We start from the raw sequence: 26018 nt of genomic DNA, 5'->3' as shown, positions 1-26018 counted from the left end.
TTTAAATAAAATATACCTTTTCTTTGAATAAAGTTTTTTTAGAATAATCTTTATAATCTCTAGTTTCCCTTTTTAATATTTTCTTTTCCCATAATTTATTTAATAAAATTTCAAAATCAATTTTGAAATTTTTAAAAACTTCATCTTTCTTAATATCTTGTGAACTTAAAAAACAATCTTTTTTTTCCATATAATCTATTAATAAATTAGTATATTTCTTTAAATTTTGGTCAATATTCTCTTGTAAAAAATTTATTATATTTTCTATAGTTTGTTCCATATTATCCTTATCATAAAATAGTTGTTCCACAAGTTCTTTTAGATTATCATTTAAATTCATTGCCATAGTTATTACATCTTTACTTATCATGTACCCTGAGGAATTAATATATAACTTTGAAAAATCCTCAATACATTTTATAGCCTCGCTATAAGCAATAAGAATATTACTACCATTTAAATATTTTTTACATATACTTATATTTTTTAAAAGATTAGAAATATAAACCATATTCCATTTCTCTCTATCAATATCTGGATAATACCTACCCATATCATACTTTGCCGTAACCTCTTCATCTTTAGAAAAAACTAATCTTGAAGACACAAATACTCTATGGATAAATCCTCCAATTAAGTCTTCTTTGTGAAGATCCAGTAATCGTTCTTTACTCATAAGCTTAATATGTACAGGAACCTCTTTTTCTTCAGTATAGATATTTCTCATACCATTAATATTATCACTTGTAATCACAAATAAATCTATATCTGATTCTTCCCATAAATCTCCTGTAATGATACTTCCGAATACCATCACAGCAAGAACTGAATCATTTTGCTTTAATCTTTCTATTACAGAATTAAATGCCCCTTGATATTTTTGAATAGTATTAACCACGATAACTCCCCCTTATTATTATTTTATTATAAGCATTTTCTTATATTAATACAACTTTTATAATATTTATTAATCAAACTATTATCTTTTTTACAAGTCTTTTTTCCACAGAACCACAACTTTGGCATTTAAATATATGAATACAATAATCATCATAATCTTTTATAGGGTCATCTGCACTGTAATCATCCAAATATTCTTGTTCTCTGCCTTTATCCACCATACTGCCACTGCAGCTTCTACAATTTAACTTTATATCATGTATTTCATTACAAATAGGACATATTTTCATAATAACCACCTCAAATGAATAAAATTCTAAAATTATTATTATCCTTACTTAATAAAAATACACACATAATCTGTTATAAAAATCTTAATAATAAAAATTGTAATTTATATACACTTTTGTTTATATAAATTACAATTTCATTTACCTCTTTAAATTTTTTATTTTAACCTTATCTCTAATATCCTGTCGTTATTGTTGATTATTTACACATATATTGTCTGCACCTGTTATAAATTTCCTCATCAACCATAGCTACAACATATGTTCCATCTTCCTTATACTCTTCTTCCAATACCTTTCCACCTCTATGAAGCAATGCTACTGAACTTTGGTCAGTATATGGTATTAAGTATTCTACTTTTTTTAATTGATTAGGAAGACTTTTAGATATTTTATCCATGAACAAGTCTAAATTAATTTCTTCTTTTGCAGAAATCTCAATACTGTCCATATTATTATATTTTTCCTTTAATTGCTTTATTCCAAGCTCATCTGCCTTATCTACTTTATTTAGTACTAAAATCAGCGGTTTATCCCCTGCTCCCAACTCATCTAAAACATTATTTACTGCTTCTATTTGCTTATCAGCCGTATCAGAAGAAGCATCTACTACGTGCAATAGCAGTTCAGAGTTTATAACTTCCTCTAATGTTGATTTGAAAGCTTCCACCAAATCATGAGGAAGTTTTCTAACAAATCCTACAGTATCTGTTAGGGTAATTAATCTGTTATCTGGTAAAACTAGTGCTCTTGTAGTTACATCCAGAGTTGCAAAAAGCATATCAGCTTCAAAAACATTTTCCTTACATCCTACCTCTTTAGGCGATGCCATTTCACACAATTTATTTCTTAAGGTTGATTTTCCTGCATTTGTATAACCTACTAATGAAACTTTGGGTATATTTTCTCTACTTCTTTTTTCTCTTTGAATCTCTCTTGTCTTTTTTATTTTTTTTAATTCCTGAACTAAATCATATATATTCTCTCTAATATGTCTTTTGTCCATTTCAAGCTTCTTTTCTCCAGGTCCTCTTGTTCCTATTCCACCACCAGTTCTTGATAGCACTGCACCCATACCAGAAAGTCTTGGAAGCCTGTATTTTAGTTGTGCAAGCTCTACCTGTATCTTTGCCTCCCTACTTCTGGCTCTTCTTGCAAATATCTCAAGTATTAAGGTAGTTCTATCTATTACTTTTGCTCCTATAAAGTTTTCTAAATTTCTAATTTGTGATGCTGACAATTCATCATCAAAAATAATTACGTTTGCATTACAAGTCTGCCTTAGCATTCCGATTTCATTAGCTTTTCCTTCACCTATAAAAAATGCTGTATCTATTTTATTTCTTTTTTGAAGTACCTTATCCACTGTAATTACTTCGCAAGCTCTTGCTAATTCTTCTAATTCTTCTAAACTCTCCTCATTTTCAATTCCAACTAAAATTGCTTTTTCTCTATTATCTTCCTCAATATTATTAAGTTTTATATTCTCCTCAGCTCTGTTAATAACTTCTAAAATATTTATTTTTGAAGTTTCTTCAACACTTAAAGGACCAAATACTTCAGCAACTAATTTATCATCCTGTATACCACAAAATCCAATAGTTATATCTGTACATTTTCCATCTTTTACCCCTACAGCCATCATAGCATCAAGCTTCATCTTAATTAAGGCCGATACATCCATGTTTGAGAGCATAGAGTTTCCATTTGGATGAGTATGTACTATTCTAATTCCAGATAATTTCTTTTCCTTTACATCAATAGCAGGCATTTCAACTGTGGTACTATCACCTATTGAAATATTTTGTATATTGCCTTTTCTATCAATAGCAACACTTATTTCCTTATTTATATCCTGTGTAATTTCACATATTATTTCTAATAATCCCTCATCAAAAACGTTATCTTTATCTATTTTACAATTATAAATTTCTTCCAATCTCTTAATAACTGTTTTTCTTATTCCATCAGTATTTCCTAATATCATATAGGCACCTCATTTCTATGTTTCCTTTATAAATTTTACAAATTTCAAAGTTTATATACGCTTTTGCTTGACAACTTTCATATAATTTTATACTATAAAAACGATATTGTAAATATCTATAGTTTGGAGGATTACAATGGAAAACAAAAAAAGAAATATTCTTATAACCGAAGAACAAATACAAAAAAGAATATCTGAATTAGGTGAAAGATTATCATCTGATTATGAAGGTAAAAATCTGTATGTTCTTTCATTGCTTAGAGGAAGCTTTATATATACCGCTGATTTAGTTAGGCATATTACTGTTCCAACTCAAATCGGATTTATGACTACTTCAAGTTACGGTCATAATGAAAGTTCATCTGGTAATGTAAAAATAGTAAATGATATTCCTGATGATATCGAAGGTTTGGATGTACTTGTAGTAGATGATATAGTTGATACAGGTATAACAATGAAATTTGTAATGGAACATGTAAAATCTCTTGGTGCAAAAGATGTTAAATGCTGCGTACTATTAGATAAGCCTGAAAGACGAAAAGTAGATGTAGTTCCTGATTACTGCTGCTTTGAAATTCCTGATGTATTTGTAGTTGGGTATGGTCTGAATTATGGAGATTTCTACCGAAATATACCTTATGTATTTAATTGGCAAGAAAAATAGCCTTACATTATAATACTTCTGAAAATTACTATGCCTATGGCATAGTAATTTTTTTTATCTTTTTAACTATTTAGTATTTTTATTGCAATACTATCAAGCTAAGGAATGATAGAAAATTAGCCCTTTCTATTAAATAGTTATCAAAACTAAAAAAATAGTGTATAATTTCATTATATGCTATAATATTAGAATTGCATAAGACTACTGATAAGGAGGATTATAAATGATTGACAATAAAGAGAACCGAACTAAGAATAAAAAGAAGAAAAAAAAGTTCAAAGCTCTTAAAATTATATTAATAACTATATTAACACTATTTCTGTTCTTTACAGTTGCTGCGGCTGGCTTAGCTCTTGCAATGATTAAGACTGCTCCAGAATTAGATATAAATCAAATTAAGTCTTTAAATCAAGCCTCAGTAATATATGATGATAAAGGTGCTTCTATAGATACTATACTCACTGATAAGAAAAAAACTGTAATAAAATATAAAGATATGCCAAAAGACTTAATTAATGCTTTTGTCAGTATTGAAGATGAAAGATTTTTTGAACATAAAGGAATAGATCCTAAAAGAATTATAGGTGTTTTTCTTATTGATGTTAAAAATGTTTTAACAGGTAAGAAACAACTACAAGGTGCGTCAACAATCACTCAACAATTACTTAAAAATACTATTTTTGATACAGATACTAAAAATCTTGATTCAAAATCAATACTTCAACGAAAAATCAGAAGAAAAGTTCAAGAAATATATCTAGCTCCTAAACTTGAAAATTTGATAGGTAAACCGGCTGTACTAGAAGCTTATTTAAACACCATATATTTAGGTGGAAGAGCTATTGGGGTTGAAGCTGCCGCACAGCAATATTTTCATATTAATGCAAAAGATTTAACCTTGATTCAATGTGCTTTTATAGCTGGATTACCACAAAGTCCTTCAGTATATTATCCATATTCACGAACTTCAATGAAGGACCCATCTAAATATAAGAATAGAACAAAAGCTGTACTTACCAAAATGAAGGATAATGGGTACATAACAACCATTCAATATAAAGCAGCAATATCAGAGATAGGTATACCAAAAGAAAGCATAACTAAAGATGAGAAAGTAGCTACATTAGGTAAAAGTGTTCTTGGTAAAGCTACCTCAAATAACGATAGATACAATTTTGAATGGTTTTCCAGACCAGTTGTCAGTGAAGTGAAAAAAGATTTAAAAGAAAAATATCACTATAGCGATGATGAGATTGACAACTTGTTAGCTAATGGACATTTAAAAATCCACAGCACCATGGATAAAGCTTTACAGATAGCTACTCAAGACATAATTGATGATGACAACAATTTAAGAGTATCTTCAAATAAAGATAAAAAAGGCATAATACAGCCTCAAGCTTCTGCTGTATTAGTTGACTATCATACTGGTGAGGTAAAAGTTTTGGTTGGTGGCCGTGGTAAGCAACCTGCTATGTCTTATAATAAAGCATATGATGCACGTGTTCCTGCTGGTTCCAGTATAAAGCCTTTAACAGTCTATGGACCTGCAATTGACACCAAAATTGCTACAGCTGCTACAGTATTGGAAGATTCTCCTTTACCATATGAAATGGGTAAAAAATATAACGGTGGTAGGCCATGGAATCCTAAAAATGCTCCAAATAAATATTCTGGTTATTTGAATATGAGAAATGGTATAAAAAATTCTGTAAATATTTATGCAATAAAAATGGAAGATAAAATTGGTCTTGAAAATGGTGCAGCTTATGGTGAAAAATTTGGTTTAACTTTAAATGACGTAGATAAGAATAGTATTGCAGCCTTAGCATTAGGTGAATTAAATCATGGTACAAATACTTACACTATGGCAAATGCTTATGGGGTATTCGGCAATAATGGTCTGTATACTAACCCTAGACTCTATACTAAAGTAGAAGATAAAACTGGAAAAGTTATACTTGAAACTAAGATTCATACTAACAAGGTTTTATCTCCACAAGCAGCATATATTATGTATGATTTGTTAAAAGAACCAGTGAGAGGTGGTACTGCCTATAGAGCAAATTCAAGTTATAAGAGTGATATTACCTTAGCTGGTAAAACAGGTTCAACAACAAATTTTAAAAACCTTTGGTTCTGTGGACTTACTTCATATTATTCAGGGGCGGTTTGGATTGGTAATAAAAACGATCAAAAAATATACAGTAGTGATGCAGCTTATATATTTGGGAAAATAATGAATGAAGCTGTTAAAAACTTACCTTCTAAGGATATTGCTGCACCTTCTGGAATTACAAGTGCTGCAGTAGATAGGGTATCTGGTCTTCTTCCTACCGAATTATCTTATAAGGATCCTAGAGGAAGTATGGTATATACAGAATTATTTATAGATGGTACTGTACCTACAACCTATGATAATATACATGTTCAAACTAATATTAATATAAACAATGGGAAATTAGCCACAGCATCTACTCCAGCAAACTTAATTCAATCTAGAGTATTTCTGAGAAGAGATTATACTCCTGATGTTGATTTGGAAGATCAAGAATATGTATTACCAAAAGCCCTTGATGATACTACTATTCCTGTACCATCTGTACCTGATGAAAATCCTACAGAGGATAATGAAAATATAGAAGATGGTGATACAACTCCGGTACCACCTGATGGTAGTGACAATTCAGGTACTTCTGAACCTAATGAAAATGAAAATGAAGATACCAATAATAGTAATACTGACAATACTACTACTATTACACCTAACAATCAAAATCAATCTTCACCCAAAAAGAAAACCACTAATTAGAAAATGTATACGAAAAGGATTAAAGGAATTCAATACAAATTCCTTTAATCCTTTTATTTTGTCTTGGAATTGAATATTAATGCCATAATATATCCAAAAAATATAGCTCCACTTATTCCTCCTGCAGCACCTTTTATTCCTCCTGTGAAAGCCCCTAAAAATCCGGTCTCATCTACTTCTTTCATAACCGCTTTGGCTAGATTAAATCCAAAGCCTGTTAAAGGTACCGTGGCACCAGCTTTCCCATATTCAACAATTGGATCATAAATACTCAAAGCTCCAAGAATTACTCCAATAGTAACAAAAAGTACTAAAATTCTTCCTGGTGTAAGTTTTGTCCTGTCCATAAGTATTTGAGCAATAAGACATATGGTTCCACCGACTAAAAAACTCATAATATAATCATTCATTCTTATTCCCTCCAAACTCTATAGATACAGCATGAGCAATTCCTGGTATGCTTTCGCCCTGAAGGGATGTGGTAGGACTCATTAATGCTCCTGTAGAAACAAGTAAGATTTTTTTTAGCTTTCCACACAGTATATTTTTATATATATATCCACAGCCAACTACGGCTGAGCAACCGCAGCCACTTCCACCACAATTGGTTTTTTGTCTCTTGTGATCAAATATTTCATCACCGCAATCAATATACTTGTTAGCTATGTCATAACCATACTCTTTTAATAATTCTTCAGTTATTTTTTTTCCAAAGCTTCCTAAATCCCCAGTTGCAATTAAATCATAGTCATTTGGAGTTCTTCCTGTATCCTTAAGATGCTGTTTTATTGTATCAACTGCTGCTGGAGCCATAGCAGATCCCATATCATTTGTATCAGTCTTTCCATAATCCTTTATTTTTCCTATTGTTACATATGTAGTATATGGAAAGTTTCCTTCTTTAGCTAAAAGCATAGCCCCAGACCCCGTAACTGTCCATTGTGATGTTGGTGTTCTTTGGCTGCCCATTTCCAGTGGAACTCTAAATTGCCTTTCTGCTGATGAAAAATGAGATGATGTAGCTGCTATTGCATAGTTTGCATATCCCCCATCAATAAGGATAGATGCAATACTTAGCGATTCTGCCATAGTAGAGCATGCTCCATAAAGCCCTAAAAAAGGTATATCCATATCTCTAGCAGCAAAATTTGATGCTGAAAGTTGATTTAATAAATCTCCTGCTACCAGGTAATTTATGTCCTGTTCTGTTAATTTAGCTTTTTTTATAGTTTCTTCTATGGCCTTATACATAATACTGCTTTCTGCTTTTTCAAAACTATCTTTTCCATCTAAATCATCCTGTAAAACAATATCAAAATACTCTTTTAATGGACCATCTCCTTCCTTTGGTCCCACAATACTTGTAGTTGCAATTATTTTCGGCTTACTATCAAGCTTAATTGTTTGCTTACCTATTCTTTTTGACATAATAACATCACCCTTACTATAAAGTAATAAAATAATATATAATTCCTACAATGATTGAAGAACCAATTCCATACACCAATACAGGACCAGCTATGGTAAACATCTTTACTCCTACTCCAAATACAAATCCTTCTTTTTTAAATTCTATTGCAGGAGATACTATTGAATTTGCAAAACCTGTTATTGGAACTACAGAGCCAGCTCCCGCAAAGTCACCAATTTTATCATAAATTCCTATTCCCGTTAACAGTGCTCCTATGAATATCATTGTTATAGCTACATAAGTACCTGCCTCTTGTTTAGAAAAGCCTAAATTAATATAAAAATTATTAAACGCCTGCCCAATATCGCAAATAATGCCTCCAACTATAAAAGCTCTTATACAGTCTCTAACTAACTTTGATTTAGGTGCTTCTTGTTGAGACAAATTTTCAAATTTTTGTTTAATTTGTTTTTCCTTTTTATTCATCTTCCTACCTTCTATCATAAATATTTTATTATGAAATTGTCATATATTTATTATTTGCAATTCTTAGTATTTTTTATTCAAAAAAAGACTATTGACAAAACACATATGTCAATAATCTTATATAAATCTGACTAAATCCTATACACTCAACTTTTCTCTCATGGTTTTCAAAACTTTTTTTTCTATTCTAGATACCTGTACTTGGCTTATCCCAAGCATTTTTGCAACCTCCACCTGTGTTACATCTTTAAAATATCTAAGAACGATTATCTGCCTTGATCTAGTATCCAATTTACTTAAAGCTTCTTTTAAAGCTAATTTATCAATCATATCCTTATTTTCATCTTTATTTCCACTTACCTTATCAATTAAATAAATTGGAGAACCATCATCCTGATGAATTGTATCATATAAATATTTAGGATCATTTACAGCCTCAGTAGACAATAAAATTTCTTCAGTAGTCATTCCTGAGAACTCTGCCAATTCTTGAATAGATGGTTCTCTATTTAACTTATTTGTAAGTTTTTCTTTATCATAATGTAATTTTCTAGCATTATACTTTATACTTCTACTTACTTTTATTATTCCATCATCTCTTAAAAATCTTTTTATTTCTCCCATAATCATAGGAACTGCATAAGTAGAAAATTGCACATTATATTTTGCTTCGAAATTATTTATAGCCTTCACTAGACCTATACATCCTATTTGGAAAATATCATCGTATTCATAACCTCTATTCATAAATTTTTTACTTATAGACGAAACAAGAGGCAAATTTAGTTCAACAAGTTTGTCTAAAGCAAATTTATCTCCTTCTTTTGCCTTTTCTATCAAATATGAATTTTTTTGAAACTTGTCATTATTTTTTTTAGCCCTATCTTCATTCATAATATTCACAAACCATCTGCAAGGTTTTTCCTCCTTTCCAAAAAACCTGTTTATCTTAACCTAATGATTTAAATTTTTTCTTCATTACCACCTTAGTTCCATATTTTTCTTCTGATGTGACTTCTAACATATCCATAAAAGTTTCCATAACCGTAAAGCCCATACCTGATCTTTCCAAATCTGGTCTTGACGTATATAAAGGCTGCATAGCCTTCTCTATATTATCAATACCAATTCCTTCATCTTTTACTATTAATGTAACTTCATTTTCACATATTGCAGCCTCTATGGTTACTATTCCCTCTTTATTTTCATAGCCATGAATTATAGAATTAGTAACAGCTTCTGATATAGCAGTTTTTACATCAGCAATTTCCTCAATTGTAGGGTCTAATTGTGAAATAAATGACGCTACTGCTACTCTAGCAAAACTTTCATTTTCTGATTTACTCAAAAACTCTATTTTCATTTTGTTATCATACATTTTATGTTCCCCCTATTACATATTCTCTAGTGCTTGTTCAATACTATCGTATAAAGGAATAATTTTAAACATCCCTGATAATTCAAATACTCGTTTAACACTTCCATTTACTTTAGTAACATATATCTTACCTTTTTTTGCTGCTATTTTTTTATATCTTCCAATTACTACTCCTATCCCTGAGCTGTCCATAAATGTAACTCCTGAAAAATCCATAATAAGTTTACTGTAATTTTCTCTCTCCAATCTATCATCAACCTTGTTTCTCACTTCTTCTGCACTATGATGATCTAATTCTCCTAACATATAAACTATTAATTTATCACCTTTATTTTCAAAACTAATATTCATTTTATCCCTCCCATATATGTATTAAAAAGTATGTAACAATATATTTATTCTATAATATTGATTAATTTCCTTCTTTTGTTAATTGTTTTATTTATAACAATTTTATTTTACCCCAAAATTATTCTTTTTATACATATAAAAAATTAAGTAAGTCTAACCCATTCCTAATGTTTTAGACTTACTTTCATCTTCTTTTTTATTCAATTTTTTTAACTTCTTTCTCACTCTTATATTATTTTTACTTAATGTATTCTTCTATAATACCTATTTCTTCTTGATTAAACTGAAAAAAACTATTGAGATTGTCATCATCAAATTCTTCTTGATTACCCATTGTAGGTATACAAAGTCTCATTAAATTATTAGGGTAATACTCATAAATATTGTCTCCTAGCTTTTTGGCAAAAGTTTGAAAATAATATTGGTATACCTTACTATTTAATAATGAAATTAAATATGTATAAGTAAAGGGCACATTTTCTTTCAAGACAAGGCAGTATACATCCGCACTAAAGTATTTACCTTTATCTAAAATAAATCTATTATTGCTTGATTTATATGGAAAAATTATTTTTTCCATTTCGAATATTTCTCTTCTTCGTCCCCATTGAAGTTCATACCATTTTCTTACGCCTCGCTTACACTCTCTTCTTTGTAAAAGCTTAGCCTTTTGTTTTTCAATATGCTTTATTGCATTAGGATACTCTTCTTCCATTTCTATGCAATCAGAATATATTAAATATTTGTTGTGTTTTTTAATACAGTTTTTATCTATATAACTGCTTTTTATCCAAGGTTTAATTATGTCCTTTTCTAAATTATACTCTTCCATAGTCTTATCATCAACTATAAAAGCTCTATCACATCCTGTAATTATACCTTGATAGCTTTCACAAATATTTGATAAATGAGTAAAACTTTTTTTTTCAATTTTAGATATTATATTTCTTTCTTTCTCATCTCTTAATATCCAGCCCTTATTATTTAACAGATTTTTATTTATAAAAAATTGTTTATAATCATTTCCTCTTGAAAGAAAAAGAGAATTATAAAATTTTTCTTTATTTCTTGGTAAATTTTGAATAGGCTTTATTATTTCAATACTATCATTTACTTCTTGTTCATTAATCAAAAATATTATTACAGGATCTATTCCTACCTTTTTAAAAGGTCTAATTCCATAAAAATCTACAATCTTATATAATGAACATACTTCCTTTAATATTTTTCTAAGTTCTTCTCCACTTGGAGCTTCAATAAAATATCTGGAAGTTATAAATGCAAGTTTACCTTTTTTATTTAGGATATTTAAGGCACTCTGAAAAAAGCAATAAAAAATATCTCCTTTGTCTTTATAGATACTCTTATATTTTTTCTTTAATTCTTTGCTGTATTCCTTATTAATAGCTTTATGTCCAATGTACGGAGGATTTCCAATAATAACGTCATATTTTATTACATTTTCGTCCATAAGAAAATCTTTATTTATTAAATTATCCCTATTAAAATAATGTGCACTATCATATAAATCTATTGCTAATATTCTCAATGCATTGCTATCTAGATCAAATCCAAATATATTATTATCAATAATATGTTTGATTATTTCTGACTTTGAAAGCTTTAAGTTATTTTTAGTATTTATATCTTCTAAGTTAATCTCATACACCTGTTTTAAGTACATGAAACAAGCAAGTAAAATATTTCCGCATCCACAGGAAGGATCTAAAATCTTTATATAAGGATTTTCTATTATGTCTTCAGACTTTATTGTATTTTTAGCTATGTAATCAGCCATCTCATAAGGGGTATATACTATTCCTGACACTTTTCCCTTATCCTTTTCCAAATACTTTATATATAAATCGGAAAACTTTTCCTTATCCATACTAAATATTTTCTTATATTTTTTCAAAGCCATTATTTTAAATATGTCATCTATTGGTGCATTTATTATATTATATAATTCATCAATCTTTTCTAAAAAATTGTTAAGCATTTTTATCTCTCCAAAGTTAGTATAATGGCATAAAGTAAAGTATATCATAGTTCACTATAACAAACAACAATAGCCCTTAACTAATTTTAGAATTTACCATTTTCATAATTTCTTCTTTCTTCAACAATGCTTCTTCTGTAATTTTGTTACACTGAACCTCTATATTTTTCTTATAATCCTCATCTTTAATTCCATTCAAATTTATTTTAACATTTAATACAGCACTTTCTACTGCTCCTTGTAGCAGAATTGCAGCTACACCAGCATCTGAAATAACATTTTTATTTCCATATTCGGCAGCAACTAAAACATATTCGTAAATTTCAATACACTTCTTAGCTAAATTTAAAGGAATGTTCAAAGCATTTTCATATCCTAATTGTATCTTCTCATTTCTCTTTATTTTTTCTTCCTGTGACTCCTTAGGTAATCTAAAAGCTGTCATAAGACTTAAAAAAGCCTCTCCATCCTTATCCATAAAATTCATAAGCTCAATATTACACTCTTCAATCTTTTTTAAAGATGTATTAATTAATACCTTTTCTTCCTCATTATATTCTTCATAGACTTTTTTACCGATTGTTAAATTAAAAACCATAGCAGTTAATGCTGAAGATACAGCTCCTGCTAAAGCAGCTGCGCTTCCGCCTCCTGGTATTGGCTCTTTTGAAGATAGTTTTTCTATATAGTCTTTTATCATTAAGTTCTTTTGCAATGTTTTTTCCCCTTTCTTTATGTAAACTTTAAATTTATATTACCATATTTTCAAAAACAAAGGTACATATATATTAAACTAAAAATTTCTATTTTACTACTGATGAACACTAGAATAAAATTGTGAATCAATTTTATTCTAGTAACCAGTCGCCAATCTCCAGTCCCCAGACAATGACGTTTTGCTAATGCAAAACTAAAATTAAAATAAAGCAAAATAGACTTGAAGTAGATATAATCTATCTTTAAGTCTATTTTAAATTATTTTATCTAATTGTTCTTAATTGCTTTTATCTTTTTTCTTTACTCTGGGGATTGGTGATTGGCGACTGGGGACTAAAGAATGTTGCCTAACAACATTCTTTAGTGGCGTATTAAAATTTGAGTATCCATCTCACTAAACGCTCTGTCCCATTTGTTTAAGAAAACATAATCTTTACTGTCTTTTGGAGGATTATGCGGTTTTTCTGCTGCACTTATTCCAATTGGTGTTAATGCTACTATTCTAAATTGATCAGGTATAGAAAGTGCCTCTTTTATTTTTCTTTCATTAAAAGAAGCTATCCAGCAAGTTCCATAGCCTTCTTCGGTAGCAGCTAGGACAAAGTGTTCCATTGCAATTGCACCATCTACAAGATAATATTCTTTACCTTCTACATCACCTGACATATTTGGCTCAGCAACTATAACAGCTGTCATAGGAGCATCCATGACTGATTGGGCTGCTTCATTTGTTTTATTTATTATAGAATCTGAAATTTTTTGTTTTATGTTATCATCATCTACAAGTATAAATTTGTAAGAAGTTTGGTTTTTCCATGATGGAGACATCATGGCTGCATTTATCATTCTATTTATCTTATCTTTATCTAAAGCATCAGTTTTAAATTTTTTTATGCTTTTTCTATTTTCAATTACATCGTAAAATTGCATACTATCACACTCCTTCCGTAATAGTATGCTCATATAAATTAACTTTTATTCTTTCTTACGCTTTTCTTAACTAGCTCTACAATGTACATATATTCTTCCACTTTTAAAATATGAATGCACACAAAATAGATAAATACTCCAACAATAAAGGATGATATAATTGTTATAATATTTCCTTCAAAACTGGCACCTATTTTTGAAAAACAAATATTTCTAATTTTAATTATAATACCTCCCATTATTAAAGATGAAACTGTAATTTTTGCAAATACTTTAGTAAGACACTTTAAATCTATCCCATTGAGCTTGTTATTTAATATAAGAATTAATATTAAAGTAGTAACTAACGCTGAAGCAGCTGAAGCTAAAGTTAATCCTGCTACTTTCATGCTACTTACAAGTATTAAGCTTAAAATTATATTTATGAATATTCCTAAAAAACTGCTTAACATAGGAATCTTTGTATCCTGCAGCGAATAAAAAGCTTTAAAAAGTATATCTCTAACTCCATATGCTATCATAGCTGGAGTATAAAACATCAATGCATCTGCTGTTAATCTTACTGCCTTTTCATCAAAAGCTCCTCTTCCAAAAATTACGCTTACAATAGGCTCTCTTAACGCTAAAACCCCAATACTTGCTGGCACCATTATCAAAAGTATAACATTTATTGCTTTTAACAGTGCATTCTTATATTCTTTACTATTTTTCTTTGCAGCATAGGTAGAAAGAGTTGGATAAACCACCATAGATATTGCAACTGCAAATACTTCATATATTAACATATTCAGCTTATTTGAAAAATCCAAAGCTGAAACGGCACCTTCATAAACATTTGTAGCAAAATATCTGCTTATAAATAGATTTATTTGAATTATGGATGTGCTTATTATAACTGGAATCATTAATCTTACCAATCTAATAATGTTTTTATCTTTAAAATTTACAATAAAAACATATTTATATCCTAAAGCTTTAAATTTAGGCACATTTATTAAAAATTGAGCTGCAAAGCCCATAACAGTGGCTATGGCAAAACCATTCATTCCAAATTTGTTACTTAAGAAAACTAGATATATGACAAATATTATATTTGAAACAAAAGCCATAGCTGCTGGAGCATAAAACTCCTTATGCGCTTGTAGAACACCTGTAACTATGCTTTGTATACACACGAAAAATAATGATATAAACATTATCCTTAGAATATATACTAAACTATTAAATATCTCTGGATTTTCTCTAAATCCTGGAGCAAATATGTAAATAATATATGGAGCAATTATTATTCCTGCTGTCACAAACAGTATGGTAATTATGCCTGCAGTATTTAAGAGATTACTTACAAAAATATTTTTCTCCTGTTGAGTTTTATTTTCAATATTTTCTGTATGAATTGGTATAAGGGTTGTAGTAAGTCCATATCCTACAGTTGTAAGCAGCATCACAATTCCCAAAGAAAACATATATATATCGGTGATATAAGTAGCTCCAAAGTTTGAAGCAATCAGTGCCTCTCTGATAAAAGCCATAACTTTACCTAAAATAATTAAAATAATTATTATAAATGAACTTTTTATTATCTTTTTATTTTGCATATTTTACTCTCCACTATTTAAACTATTGTTTTCAATTATTTTCTTATAAAATGAATAATACGTATTGCAAAATTTTTCCATCACGTATTTTTTTGTTACTTCTTTATAAAGCTCACTTCCCATTATTTTAAGGATATCTTTTTTTAAATAAGCTTCTTTCATTTTTTCATAAATTTCTTGTTCATAATTATTATCGATTATAAACACCATTTTATCTGTAAAATTTTTTTCAATATCTCCTACCTTTGAAGAAATTGCAGGTACTCTAACTAAACCACTTTCCAGTATAACCATAGGTGGAGAACCTCCTTCATTGAAAGAAGTAAGGATACTCATATCACTGGCATTAACAATATCTATAGGATTTTCAACAAATCCTGTAAAGATTACATCCTTCTCTAATTTTAAATCTGACACTTTTTTCTTAAGCTCTTCTTTAAGCTCTCCATCTCCTACTAGAATGAGCTTTATATCATTAAATTCATTTCTTAATTTGCTAAATGCACTAATTAATCCATTATGATTTTTTACGGGATGCAATCTGGCCACACTTGTAAAAACAAAACTGTTCTTAGGTATATTATACTCACTTCTTATTTCTTCTTTTGTTTTGATAATTTTAATACTCTCTTTATTAATTCCATTGTTTACAACACACTTTTCACCTGATAGATTATTTTCTTCTAGTACCTCTTTAATATAATTTGATATACACATATAATAATCAAAGGATTTAAGTCCATATTTACTAAGTGGAGTATATAAAATATGTTTAATTTTATTGTTCAAAAAGTCATATCTGTAATCGCTATGTACACTAGCCAAAGTGAAAGCTTTGATTTTTCCTTTTATAACTCTATGCATAAGAAAAGCTTTTGCTCCATGGAAATTGACAATATCTATGTCATTTTTGTTTATATATTCAATAACCTTTTTATTATTAACTTTATTTTCAAAAAGTACAGCATTAACTTTTTCTTTTATGGCTTTATTATATAAATATCCCTCTCCCACACATCCAAGAATATTATTAAAATCCTTTGAATACTTGCAAATATTCAATACATGTGCTCCACCACCACCATTATCATTTCCTGTTATGATATGTAGAACATTCATCTACTCCTCATCCTTTCTTGCTTAAGATAAATATAAAAAAGAAGAGCTTTAACCGCTCATCTTTTTATTTACATATTTATTTCCATTAAATATTACTCTTAATAAAAATTTAGGTATAGAAATTAATCGCTTAATTCTCCATGGTTCTTTTACTACTCTATACAACCATTCAATTCCTAGCTTTATCATCCACTGTGGAGCTCTACTTACTTTTCCTGCAAAAACGTCAAAGCTTCCTCCTACTCCCATGAAGATTTTGCACGGAAGCAGCTCCATATATCTGGCAATAAATGTTTCTTGTCTAGGACATCCCATTGCCACAAACAAGGCATATGGTTCTTTGTTTTTAATATCATCTACAATGTCCTGACAATTTTTCAAATCAAAATACCCATTATGAGCTCCAATAATCTTAAGCTTTGGGAATTCCGCTAACAAATTAATAATACATTCATTCAATACTTCCTCTTTAGCACCTATTAAATATATTTTTTTATTTTCTTTTTCACAGGATTTTATAATTCCTTCCATAACCTCTATACCAGCAATTTTCTCTTTAACAGGATTTTTTATAATTTTTGATGCAATTACTGTTCCTATACCATCAGGAATTATTACAGAATTCTTATCATTATATACTTGGTTTAGAAAATTATTTTCCATACCAGCAAACAGAATTTCTGGATTACCCGAAATAATATTTACCTTTTGAAATCCTTGTATATAATCCAACAACTCCTTTTTAGTTCCACTAAATACTTTGTAATCTAAAATTTTTGTAAACATATATCCCCCTATTAGGTTCAATTATATTCTTTTATCGTTTTTTCATCTACTTATTTTTAATACTTAAACTAAATATTATGTTCTATTGAAATTTTATTTTCTTACTTATTATCTTGTGTTGATTATAAATTTCGTTATATATCCTTAACTGTTTAGGACTTGAAAATATTTCCGAATATGTCGATGTATTAAAAAGGAAAATACCGTCTACTCCGTTGCCATATGCTTTATTAATTATTTTTAGGTAATCCTCCATTTCCAAATATGTCTTTTGCTCTATATTTCCTGTTAATTCATCCTTCTTTGTATAGTCTGAACCTGAAACATTAGCAATAACACATTGGTATACTTTAACATTGGAACCCTTAACCATATTCACAAATGGCTTAATATCAAATTCTTCCTCATATCTTAGCCCTGAAGGAATAATTACATCAACAAGTCCTTCTTTAATCCAAGTTTTCAAATCATATCCATCTTTTAAATATTCATTATATGGAATTCTTACATTTATTTTTTTATTTTTGGGAATAGACTTTCTTATTTCTCTCATAAAACTGTTCATTATTTGAACCTTTTTATTTTGAGGTACATATATTCCAATAATCACAGGATACCTGCAAAAATCTAGTGTTATTCCGTCAACTCCTTCAGTAGAAGCAGCCTCTTTTATAATATTTTTAATATAATCTCTTACCTGTGGATATTGATAATCTAAGTTCCAATTAGTAGGTTGCTTATATTTTATCAATTTATCATAAATAGTACCATTTAAAAATCCATATTTGGTAGGATCATAAAAAATATCCATTCTTAATGAAGCATACGTCTCTGTTCCAATAGCATCACCTTCTTTTGCAATAATGCTTAATGGAGTTTTACCTTTCTTTATAAAATATTCTATTTGCTCTTTTGCTTTAAAATCTCCAGTTCTCATAGTATTTTTATGCTTATTAAAAGCATCTGTAGGATTTCCTGCAAATTTACTATTATAATTTAAAAGTCCTGTAGTTCCAAGACACCAATTCAATGTAGAAATATTGTTTCTATTAACTGCTCTTACAGTCTCATTAAGAAGATTTTCTTCTGATCCTAATCTGCCTTCAAAAAATTTAGAATACCCATCTATATCTAAGATAACTGGTTTACGTTCATCTTTTGAAGAAGCCAAAGCTATTTCTTTTTCCGTAAGCCCTGTTAATTTTATGTAGGCCAGCTTCATTCCATTATTAGGTTCTATTTGAATTGTTGAATTATTAAAATTAGATATAAAAACAATTTTCTCTTTTATTACTCTCTGTTTATCACTATAACTTCCTGCATAATCTGAGATTAAATCTCCTTCTCCTGATGCAGAGTCTTTTACTCCAAAGCTATTATTGCCTTCCACATATCCTGCACTTACTTTAAACCATCCATTGAGCTTAGCGGGTATATTCAATACTTGTCCGTAAGTATATCTTGTATCACACAGTATTTCTCCTTTTTGTCCTTTTTCATCTATATACTTTTTAACTCCATATTTTAAGTCTTTAGCAGTTTTTCCTTCACTGTTAACACTCATTTTCAAATTGTCAAACAGCACAACTTTTCCTGGTTTTGAATTAATACTATTGTCATTTTCTTTTTCAACAAAAACAGGAGCACTCTTACCAGTTTCATCTAGAACCTTAATATTGTTTTTAGCATTATCATCAAATTTTACAAAACTATTAAATCTTATTCTCCATACTTTGTCAGGTTCAACCCTCTTTACACTTGAGTTACTATCCAAAGCATATATTTCTTTAATACTCATGAAAGCTGATATTATTACTGCTAAGCTAAATACTAAAAAAAATATTTTTGCTTTTTTAAACACCCGGAATCTCTCCTTTTCTCTTTATATTTCATAAATCAACTTAAACTTGGGTTAATAACTTTTATTAAAAAGCCCCTTCTTTTTTGAATACACTAAATACTGTCTTTGCCAGTATTTCTATATCATATAATACTGAAAAGTTTTTAATATACTTCAAATCATAATATACTGTTTTTCCAAGTTCTATTTCTCCTCTTCCACTTATCTGAGCAAGTCCAGTAATTCCTGGTAAAACCAATAATCTTTCTCTATATTTATCTGGATATACATCTACTATAGCTGGTATTTCCGGTCTTGGTCCTACTAAACTCATATTTCCCATAAAAACATTAAACAATTGTGGCAGTTCATCTAAACTAGTTTTTCTTAAAAAAGCTCCAATTTTAGTTATTCTATTATCACTTTTACTCTGAAAAACAAAATTTTCAATATCTTGAGTATCAATAGCTAATTCCCTTTTACTTTCTGCATCAACTACCATAGTTCTAAATTTATATATTGTGAATTCTTCGCCATTTTTACCTACTCTTATCTGCTTAAAGATAGCATCTCCTTTTGAATCAGCTTTTATTAAAATTACTATTACCAAGTATATAGGAATTAGAATAATTATTCCTATTAAAGATAATAATATATCTAGTATTCTTTTAATTACAAATTGAATTTTTTTGCCATTTATGTCACTTTCCTTATTTATTTGTATACTATTTATATCCATAACTCCTCCTAGATTTTATTAGTTATTTTATATCATATTTTGAAAAATCCCTGCTATTATTATAAATCATAGACTGAGATATAGCTACTAAAATCCAAAAATATACACTTATTTTAGGTACAAAAAGTAAGTTGTCACTGACGTTCATAAAATAAAAAACTATCACTGAAATGAAAAAACCTTTATAAAACGCCTTGTAAAATTCATTCTTTGTAGTATTTATAAAAGTCTTTATCTTTACCAATACAGCTACCAAAATCCCTACAAATGAAACACTTCCTGCAATTCCAAGCTCACTTTGAATTTTAAGATATGAATTATGTACTGGAAAATTTGCATGATGATTATAATAAAGTTCAGGATATTTTTTTACATATGCTCCATACAAACTGTAATAATTTCCATTTCCAACACCTACTATAGGATGGTCTTTTATCATTTTTAAAGCTATTTTCCATAAATTAACTCTACCATCCGTAGATACCAGCTTAAAATCTCCAATTCTATTTCTTACTGCTGGCAGCATTAAGGCTGATGCTCCCCCAAGTAGAAATAAAAATATAGCTTTCCAATTATATATAATAATAAAAATAACCGCTCCTATTAAAAATCCACCCCAAGTATTTCGTGACCCACTTAATACTATGTTGATAAATACTACCATGCATATTATCCCATATAATATCTTCTTATTTTTATTTTTCTCATATAAGGTTATCATTATTAATGGAAATATTGCTAAAATTAAAAATGCCCCTAAACTATTTGGATTTTCTAGTGTAGATGGTATTCTAACCTTAAAAGCATATCTCTTGTCATATAAAAAGTCTTTACTCACGCCTATCTTTGTGAAATATTGTATTATCCCAAAACTACTTATAGCTGTTACAACAAAGATATAAGCCTTTATTATATTATCCCAAATATATTTTTCAGTTATTTCATACTTAATTATAAAATAAATTATAAGATACGTTACAAATCTTAAACTTTCTTTTAATGCCATAGTTTTATAAGATGCATAACTAACAGATATACACATTACAATAAATAACACAAACATGAATATGCTCAAGTAATCTGTAAAGAAATCTTGTATGCCTTTTATAAATCTTTCTCTGCTCTCCCTATATATTGATATAGTAAACAAATACACTAATACGATTAAAAATAATATAACATCACCTAAAGGTATTCCTTTAAATTTACTTGGAAGTATTGCAGTAAAAATAATATAAAAATAGATTAGATAACTTAATAAATTATTTTGCTTGTTCATTTCATCACCTTCTCATCTAGTTTGTTTATCCAATGACTAACAATTCTAATGTTCTATCTGAATTAAATTTCACTTTATATTTTAATCTATATTCATAAAATTAGCACGCATTTTACAGCGTGCTAATTTTATGTTACTTATTATTTTCTATATTTATCAACTATTCTCTTTACTGCATAAATTACATCTTCCGCATCTTCCTTTGTCATTACAGGATATAATGGTAAAGAGAGTATTCTGCTGAACATCTTCTCACATACAGGAAAATCTCCTTCTTCATATCCAAATGTTCTCTTGTAATATGGATGTAAATGCACTGGTATAAAATGTACACTTGTTCCAATGTTCTCTTCACTTAATTCTTCAATAAATCTATCTCTATCAATATTCAATAGTTCATCATTTACCTGAATCACATACAAGTGCCATGCATGTGTTGAATAGTCTACTGTTTTAGGTATAATTATTTCTGGCATATCACCAAACGCTTCATTATACATTTTTGCTATATCACTTCTTATTTGCTGCATTCTGTCTAATTTTTTTAATTGGTGTAATCCAAGTGCCGCCTGCATATCTGTCATATTGTATTTATATCCTGGATACTCGATATCGTATCTCCATGAACCACCTTTTCCATATCTATTCCATGCAGCTTTGCTCATGCCATGTAAACTCATAACTCTTACTTTTTCTGCTATTTCATCACTATTTGTAGTAAGCATGCCGCCTTCTCCAGTAGCTAAATTCTTTGTTGCATAAAAACTGAATGAAGTTGTATCACCTATGCTTCCTATCATTTTCCCTTTATATTCAGTATAAACTGCATGAGCTCCATCTTCTGATACAAACAAATTATATTTTTTAGCAATTTCCATTATCTTATCCATATCGCACGCCTGTCCACTATAATGTACAGGTACAATGGCTTTAGTCTTAGAAGTAATTTTTTCTTCTATTTTATTAACATCAATACAATATGTATCTGGATCTATATCTACAAATACAGGAGTTGCTCCTGCATGAACTATAGTATTTGCACTTGCAGCAAATGTCATAGGTGTAGTAATTACTTCATCACCTTCTCCAATTCCAGCAGCAATCAATGCCAGGTGAAGAGCACTTGTAGCAGAATTTGTTGCTATGGCATGCTTTGCCCCTACAAATTCAGCAAATTTCTTTTCAAATTCTACAGTTTTAGGTCCTTTAGATATCCAACCTGATTTTAAAGTATCTATCATCTCATTTATTTCATCTTCTTCAATCAACGGTAGTGCATATGGTAAATACTCTTTTCTTGGTTCTGTTTTTGACATAGTTAACACCTCTATTATTTTAAGTCTAATAATATTTTTTCTAACTTTCTAGTAATGCTTTCTCTTGAGTAATTTTCTATTACATATTTTCTTCCGTTTTGACCTAAAGTTCTTCTTAATTCCACATCATTATACACCTTTAAAATTGCTTGTGCAATATCTTGTGGATTTTCCGGCTCTACAGTTATTCCTGCCTTTGCATCATTTATTAGTTTTTCAGCTTCACCTTCAACAGCTAACACTATTGGAAGCTCTGAGGATAATGCCTCAAACATTTTTGAAGGTAGTGCTCCCTTAAATAAATCCAATTTCTTAAGCGGAATTACTGTAGCATCCATAGACGCTATAATTCTAGGCATCTTAGGCTTCTGCTGAACCGGTAAAAATGTAACATTGTCTAATCCTTTATCTTCCGTCATTTGAATAAGCTTTGATTTTTCAGGGCCATCCCCTATAAAAATAATTTGAATATCCTTATTATCTTTTAAAATTTCAGCAGCTTCTATTACAGTTTCTAATCCCTGAGCAAGGCCATGAATTCCTGCATAGCATATAGCAAATTTATTTTCTACGCCTATTTCTTTTCTAAACTCTTCATCTCTGTTTTCTCTCTTAAAGAATTCAGTATCCACTCCATTTGTTATTAAATGAACTTTAGATTTGTCAAATCCTCTATTTACAATATCATCTACTATCCCTTTTGTCTGTCCAGTAACTGCCGCTGCTTTTCTATAGCAAAATTCTTCAAGCCATGTAGACATCTTAATAAGAGCTTTATTATGCAAAACCCCTAATTTTACAGCTGATTCAGGCCAAAGATCTGATACATTAAATACAAATTTTGCACCTTTTTTCTTTGAAAGTACATAACCAGACCATCCTAAGAATAACGGCGGTGATTCAGTTATTATTACATCCTGCTTATCTATGTACTTTGCTCCTGTAAACACAGAAGAAAAAGTAAAAGATAAATAGTTTCTAAGTCTTTTTACAAAATCTTTTTCCTTTGTTGCATAGATACTTGTTCTAACTATTTTTATTCCATCCAGCTCTTCCTGAACCACTTTTTTACCTTTATATTCATCAAATATTTCCCCTTTAGGGTAATTAGGCATTGCAGTTAAAATAGTTATATCATGCCCAAATTTTTTCAGTTGCTTAGCAAATTCAAAAATTCTATTTTGTGGTGCACCTACTTCTGGTGGACAATACTGCGTCAGAAACAGAATTTTCATTTTTTCACTCCTAACTTTGTTTAAATATCACTCTTTATATATCTGCTGTAAAGTTTTCTCATTATTTCAGTATTACTTTGCCAACTATAATTTTTATTAATATAATTCCTTGCATTTTCACCAATTTCAACAGCTTTATTCTTATTGGCAAGTATGAACTCTATTTTTTCTTTTATAACTTCACTGTTTTCTTTATCAACCAAGTAACCACTATGTTCATCAACTATTACTTCTTTCAATCCACCAACCTTTGATGCTATGACTGGCCTGCAGCATGCTCCAGCTTCAACAGCAGCTACTCCAAAACTTTCACTTAAAGATGGAAAACATACTATATCCATATTATTTAAATATCTTGGTATTTCATCATTTTCAACTCTACCAACAAATGTAACCTTTGATTCTATTCCTTTATCCTTACAGAGAAATTCCAAGTTTTTTCTTTCACTGCCATCTCCAACAATCATCAATCTAAGTTTGTCTTGCTTCCAATCATTGTACAACTGAGCAAAAGCTTCTATAAGATAATTTATCCCATATATTTTTTCTAGTCCTTTATTAATTCCAATAGTTACATACTCCTTGCTAAAAATAGGAGTTATACATTTGAATTTATTAGTATCTACACCAAAGGGAGTTAATACGATTTCACCATCATAATACTTTTTTATCTCTGAAGCCATGTCTTTACTAGTAGAACATACCACTTCAGCACTATTTAATATCTTGCTTAACAGACTTCTATTTAGAAAACTACTTTTGGGAAACTCATATATGTCACTTCCCCATGCTGAAACAATATATGGATGAAAATTACATAGCATTCCTAGCATACCATAACTGGATGCGTAATAGCTGTGTAATATATCTGGCTGTATTTTCTTGATTATATTTCTTACTTTAGGTATTAATAAAAAATAGCTTAACTTAGACCTTAAAGGAGGTTTTATTATATATAAGTGTACACTACTGGGATACATATACTGTGTATCTCGCATAGATATTAAATGGACATCATGACCTAACTGTACAAAATACTCAACCCATTTTTTTGTATGGATACTCTCTGCATCAGCTAAAACACATACTTTTGCCACTTTTTATACCTCCTTTATCTTATGCTTAAGCATATTTCTCAATTATTTCTATTATTTTTTCTGCAGCTTTTCCATCGCCAAAGCTGTTTATTTTTGTTTTATTAGGTTCAAACTCTAAAACAGCTTTCTTTATTTTTCCTTTATCCGCACCTACAATAATGTTCCAACCATTTTCTACTGTTTCTATCCATTCAGTTTCGTCTCTTAAAGTAACACATGGAACATCTAAGAAAAATGCTTCTTTTTGAACACCGCCACTGTCAGATACTATTTTTTTACTATTAGCTTCTAACATTACCATGTCCAAATATCCTACTGGCTCAATTATCCTAATATTATTTGAGAAAGATAAATTATATTCTTCTATGTATTTCTTTGTTCTTGGATGAAGCGGCAATACTATATTCTCTCCACTTTCATTTAATGCTTCAACAATATTTTTCAATCTATTTATGTCATTAGTATTTTCTGCTCTATGTATAGTAGCCAAAATATATCCTTTTTTCTCTAACCCCAATTTTTCCAATATGCTGCTTTTTTGCTCAGCTACCTTGGTAAAATGTAAAATAGCATCAAACATTACATCTCCAACATTAAAAACATTTTTACCTACACCCTCATTATTTAAATTTTTAACGGCAGTCTCTGTTGGAGTAAACAAATATTTTGAAATATGATCTGTAAGTATTCTATTTTGTTCTTCTGGCATAGCCATATTAAAGCTTCTAAGTCCTGCTTCCACGTGTGCTACTGGTATAAGAAGCTTGCTTGCAGCAAGTGCTCCTGCAATTGTTGAATTAGTATCTCCATATACTAGAACACAGTCAGGTTTTTCTTTTAAAAGTATTTCTTCAATTTTTTCCAGCATTCTTCCAGTTTGAGCTCCGTGATTTCCTGAACCTACACTTAAATTATAATCAGGAAATGGTATATCAAGCTCTTCAAAAAATATTTTTGACATATTATCATCATAATGCTGTCCAGTATGAACAATTATCTCCTGATTTTTCTCTCTTATTTTTTTTGAAACAGCAGCTGCTTTAATAAACTGCGGTCTCGCTCCTATTATAGTAACTATTTTCAT

Annotated in this window: 24 protein-coding genes; 2 read left to right on the top strand and 22 right to left on the bottom strand. The window is 29.4% G+C overall.

The annotated features are described in order from the left end of the window. Position 1: 1 nt before the first annotated feature. The 3 genes from OIO11_RS01535 to hflX form a co-directional block, all read right to left on the bottom strand. Positions 2-898, bottom strand: a complete 897-nt coding sequence (locus tag OIO11_RS01535; protein WP_268069573.1) for a nucleotidyltransferase domain-containing protein — start codon at positions 896-898, stop codon at positions 2-4. A 73-nt stretch (positions 899-971) separates the two neighbouring features. Further along, on the bottom strand, positions 972-1190 hold the full coding sequence (locus OIO11_RS01530) for a hypothetical protein (protein ID WP_268069572.1): 219 nt from the start codon (positions 1188-1190) through the stop codon (positions 972-974). Positions 1191-1389: 199 nt separating this feature from the next. Beyond that, a complete protein-coding gene (gene hflX, locus OIO11_RS01525) occupies positions 1390-3177 on the bottom strand; it encodes a GTPase HflX (RefSeq protein WP_268069571.1) in 1788 nt (595 codons plus the stop codon). A 136-nt stretch (positions 3178-3313) separates the two neighbouring features. Here hflX and hpt point away from each other — a divergent pair, with 136 nt between their 5' ends. Both hpt and OIO11_RS01515 read left to right on the top strand, forming a co-directional pair. Then, on the top strand, positions 3314-3841 hold the full coding sequence (gene hpt, locus OIO11_RS01520; protein WP_268069570.1) for a hypoxanthine phosphoribosyltransferase: 528 nt from the start codon (positions 3314-3316) through the stop codon (positions 3839-3841). A gap of 223 nt (positions 3842-4064) precedes the next feature. After that, positions 4065-6653, top strand: a complete 2589-nt coding sequence (locus OIO11_RS01515; protein WP_268069569.1) for a transglycosylase domain-containing protein — start codon at positions 4065-4067, stop codon at positions 6651-6653. Between the two features lie 53 nt (positions 6654-6706). Here OIO11_RS01515 and spoVAE read toward each other — a convergent pair whose 3' ends face one another. From spoVAE to wecB, 19 genes are all read right to left on the bottom strand, one after another. Then, positions 6707-7063 carry a stage V sporulation protein AE gene (gene spoVAE, locus OIO11_RS01510; RefSeq protein WP_268069567.1) on the bottom strand — a complete coding sequence of 119 codons (357 nt, stop codon included), beginning with the start codon at positions 7061-7063 and terminating at the stop codon, positions 6707-6709. Next, positions 7056-8081: a stage V sporulation protein AD gene (spoVAD, locus tag OIO11_RS01505; protein ID WP_268069566.1), complete on the bottom strand. Its 1026-nt coding sequence runs from the start codon at positions 8079-8081 to the stop codon at positions 7056-7058. Before spoVAD ends, spoVAE begins: the two co-directional genes overlap by 8 nt. 16 nt (positions 8082-8097) lie before the next feature. Next, entirely contained in the window at positions 8098-8550 is a 453-nt protein-coding gene (gene spoVAC / locus OIO11_RS01500) for a stage V sporulation protein AC (RefSeq protein ID WP_268069565.1), read from the bottom strand. 138 nt (positions 8551-8688) lie between these two features. Then, positions 8689-9444 carry an RNA polymerase sporulation sigma factor SigF gene (gene sigF, locus OIO11_RS01495; protein WP_268069564.1) on the bottom strand — a complete coding sequence of 252 codons (756 nt, stop codon included), beginning with the start codon at positions 9442-9444 and terminating at the stop codon, positions 8689-8691. 55 nt (positions 9445-9499) lie between these two features. Beyond that, positions 9500-9928, bottom strand: coding sequence for an anti-sigma F factor (gene spoIIAB, locus OIO11_RS01490; protein WP_268069563.1), 429 nt, complete (start codon positions 9926-9928; stop codon positions 9500-9502). A gap of 15 nt (positions 9929-9943) precedes the next feature. After that, positions 9944-10279 carry an anti-sigma F factor antagonist gene (gene spoIIAA, locus OIO11_RS01485; RefSeq protein ID WP_268069562.1) on the bottom strand — a complete coding sequence of 112 codons (336 nt, stop codon included), beginning with the start codon at positions 10277-10279 and terminating at the stop codon, positions 9944-9946. Between the two features lie 238 nt (positions 10280-10517). Then, positions 10518-12278: an Eco57I restriction-modification methylase domain-containing protein gene (locus OIO11_RS01480; RefSeq protein WP_268069561.1), complete on the bottom strand. Its 1761-nt coding sequence runs from the start codon at positions 12276-12278 to the stop codon at positions 10518-10520. 76 nt (positions 12279-12354) lie between these two features. Beyond that, on the bottom strand, positions 12355-12993 hold the full coding sequence (locus tag OIO11_RS01475) for a cyclodeaminase/cyclohydrolase family protein (protein WP_268069560.1): 639 nt from the start codon (positions 12991-12993) through the stop codon (positions 12355-12357). 362 nt (positions 12994-13355) lie between these two features. After that, the gene (locus OIO11_RS01470; protein WP_268069559.1) at positions 13356-13925 is read right to left on the bottom strand and encodes a nitroreductase family protein; all 570 of its coding nucleotides are present in this window, start codon (positions 13923-13925) and stop codon (positions 13356-13358) included. A gap of 38 nt (positions 13926-13963) precedes the next feature. Then, complete coding sequence (murJ, locus tag OIO11_RS01465; RefSeq protein ID WP_268069558.1) at positions 13964-15523, bottom strand: murein biosynthesis integral membrane protein MurJ; 1560 nt, start codon at positions 15521-15523, stop codon at positions 13964-13966. 3 nt (positions 15524-15526) lie between these two features. Beyond that, positions 15527-16642: a glycosyltransferase gene (locus OIO11_RS01460; protein ID WP_268069557.1), complete on the bottom strand. Its 1116-nt coding sequence runs from the start codon at positions 16640-16642 to the stop codon at positions 15527-15529. A gap of 48 nt (positions 16643-16690) precedes the next feature. After that, positions 16691-17428 (bottom strand): WecB/TagA/CpsF family glycosyltransferase, encoded by a 738-nt coding sequence (locus OIO11_RS01455; protein WP_268069556.1) that lies wholly within the window; start codon positions 17426-17428, stop codon positions 16691-16693. Between the two features lie 82 nt (positions 17429-17510). Further along, entirely contained in the window at positions 17511-19289 is a 1779-nt protein-coding gene (locus OIO11_RS01450) for a hypothetical protein (protein WP_268069555.1), read from the bottom strand. A gap of 64 nt (positions 19290-19353) precedes the next feature. Beyond that, a complete protein-coding gene (locus tag OIO11_RS01445; RefSeq protein ID WP_268069554.1) occupies positions 19354-20007 on the bottom strand; it encodes a sugar transferase in 654 nt (217 codons plus the stop codon). A 22-nt stretch (positions 20008-20029) separates the two neighbouring features. Then, positions 20030-21286: an O-antigen ligase family protein gene (locus tag OIO11_RS01440; RefSeq protein WP_268069553.1), complete on the bottom strand. Its 1257-nt coding sequence runs from the start codon at positions 21284-21286 to the stop codon at positions 20030-20032. A 140-nt stretch (positions 21287-21426) separates the two neighbouring features. After that, a complete protein-coding gene (locus OIO11_RS01435) occupies positions 21427-22602 on the bottom strand; it encodes a DegT/DnrJ/EryC1/StrS family aminotransferase (RefSeq protein ID WP_268069552.1) in 1176 nt (391 codons plus the stop codon). Positions 22603-22616: 14 nt separating this feature from the next. After that, a complete protein-coding gene (locus tag OIO11_RS01430; protein ID WP_268069551.1) occupies positions 22617-23837 on the bottom strand; it encodes a glycosyltransferase family 4 protein in 1221 nt (406 codons plus the stop codon). Between the two features lie 20 nt (positions 23838-23857). Next, a complete protein-coding gene (locus OIO11_RS01425) occupies positions 23858-24934 on the bottom strand; it encodes a glycosyltransferase (protein WP_268069550.1) in 1077 nt (358 codons plus the stop codon). Between the two features lie 25 nt (positions 24935-24959). Further along, positions 24960-26018, bottom strand: coding sequence for a non-hydrolyzing UDP-N-acetylglucosamine 2-epimerase (gene wecB, locus OIO11_RS01420; protein ID WP_268069549.1), 1059 nt, complete (start codon positions 26016-26018; stop codon positions 24960-24962).

It is taken from the genome of Clostridium sp. ZS2-4 (genome assembly GCF_026719745.1).
Lineage (GTDB): Bacteria > Bacillota > Clostridia > Clostridiales > Clostridiaceae > Clostridium_H.
This window is presented reverse-complemented; position numbering and strand designations above follow the sequence as displayed.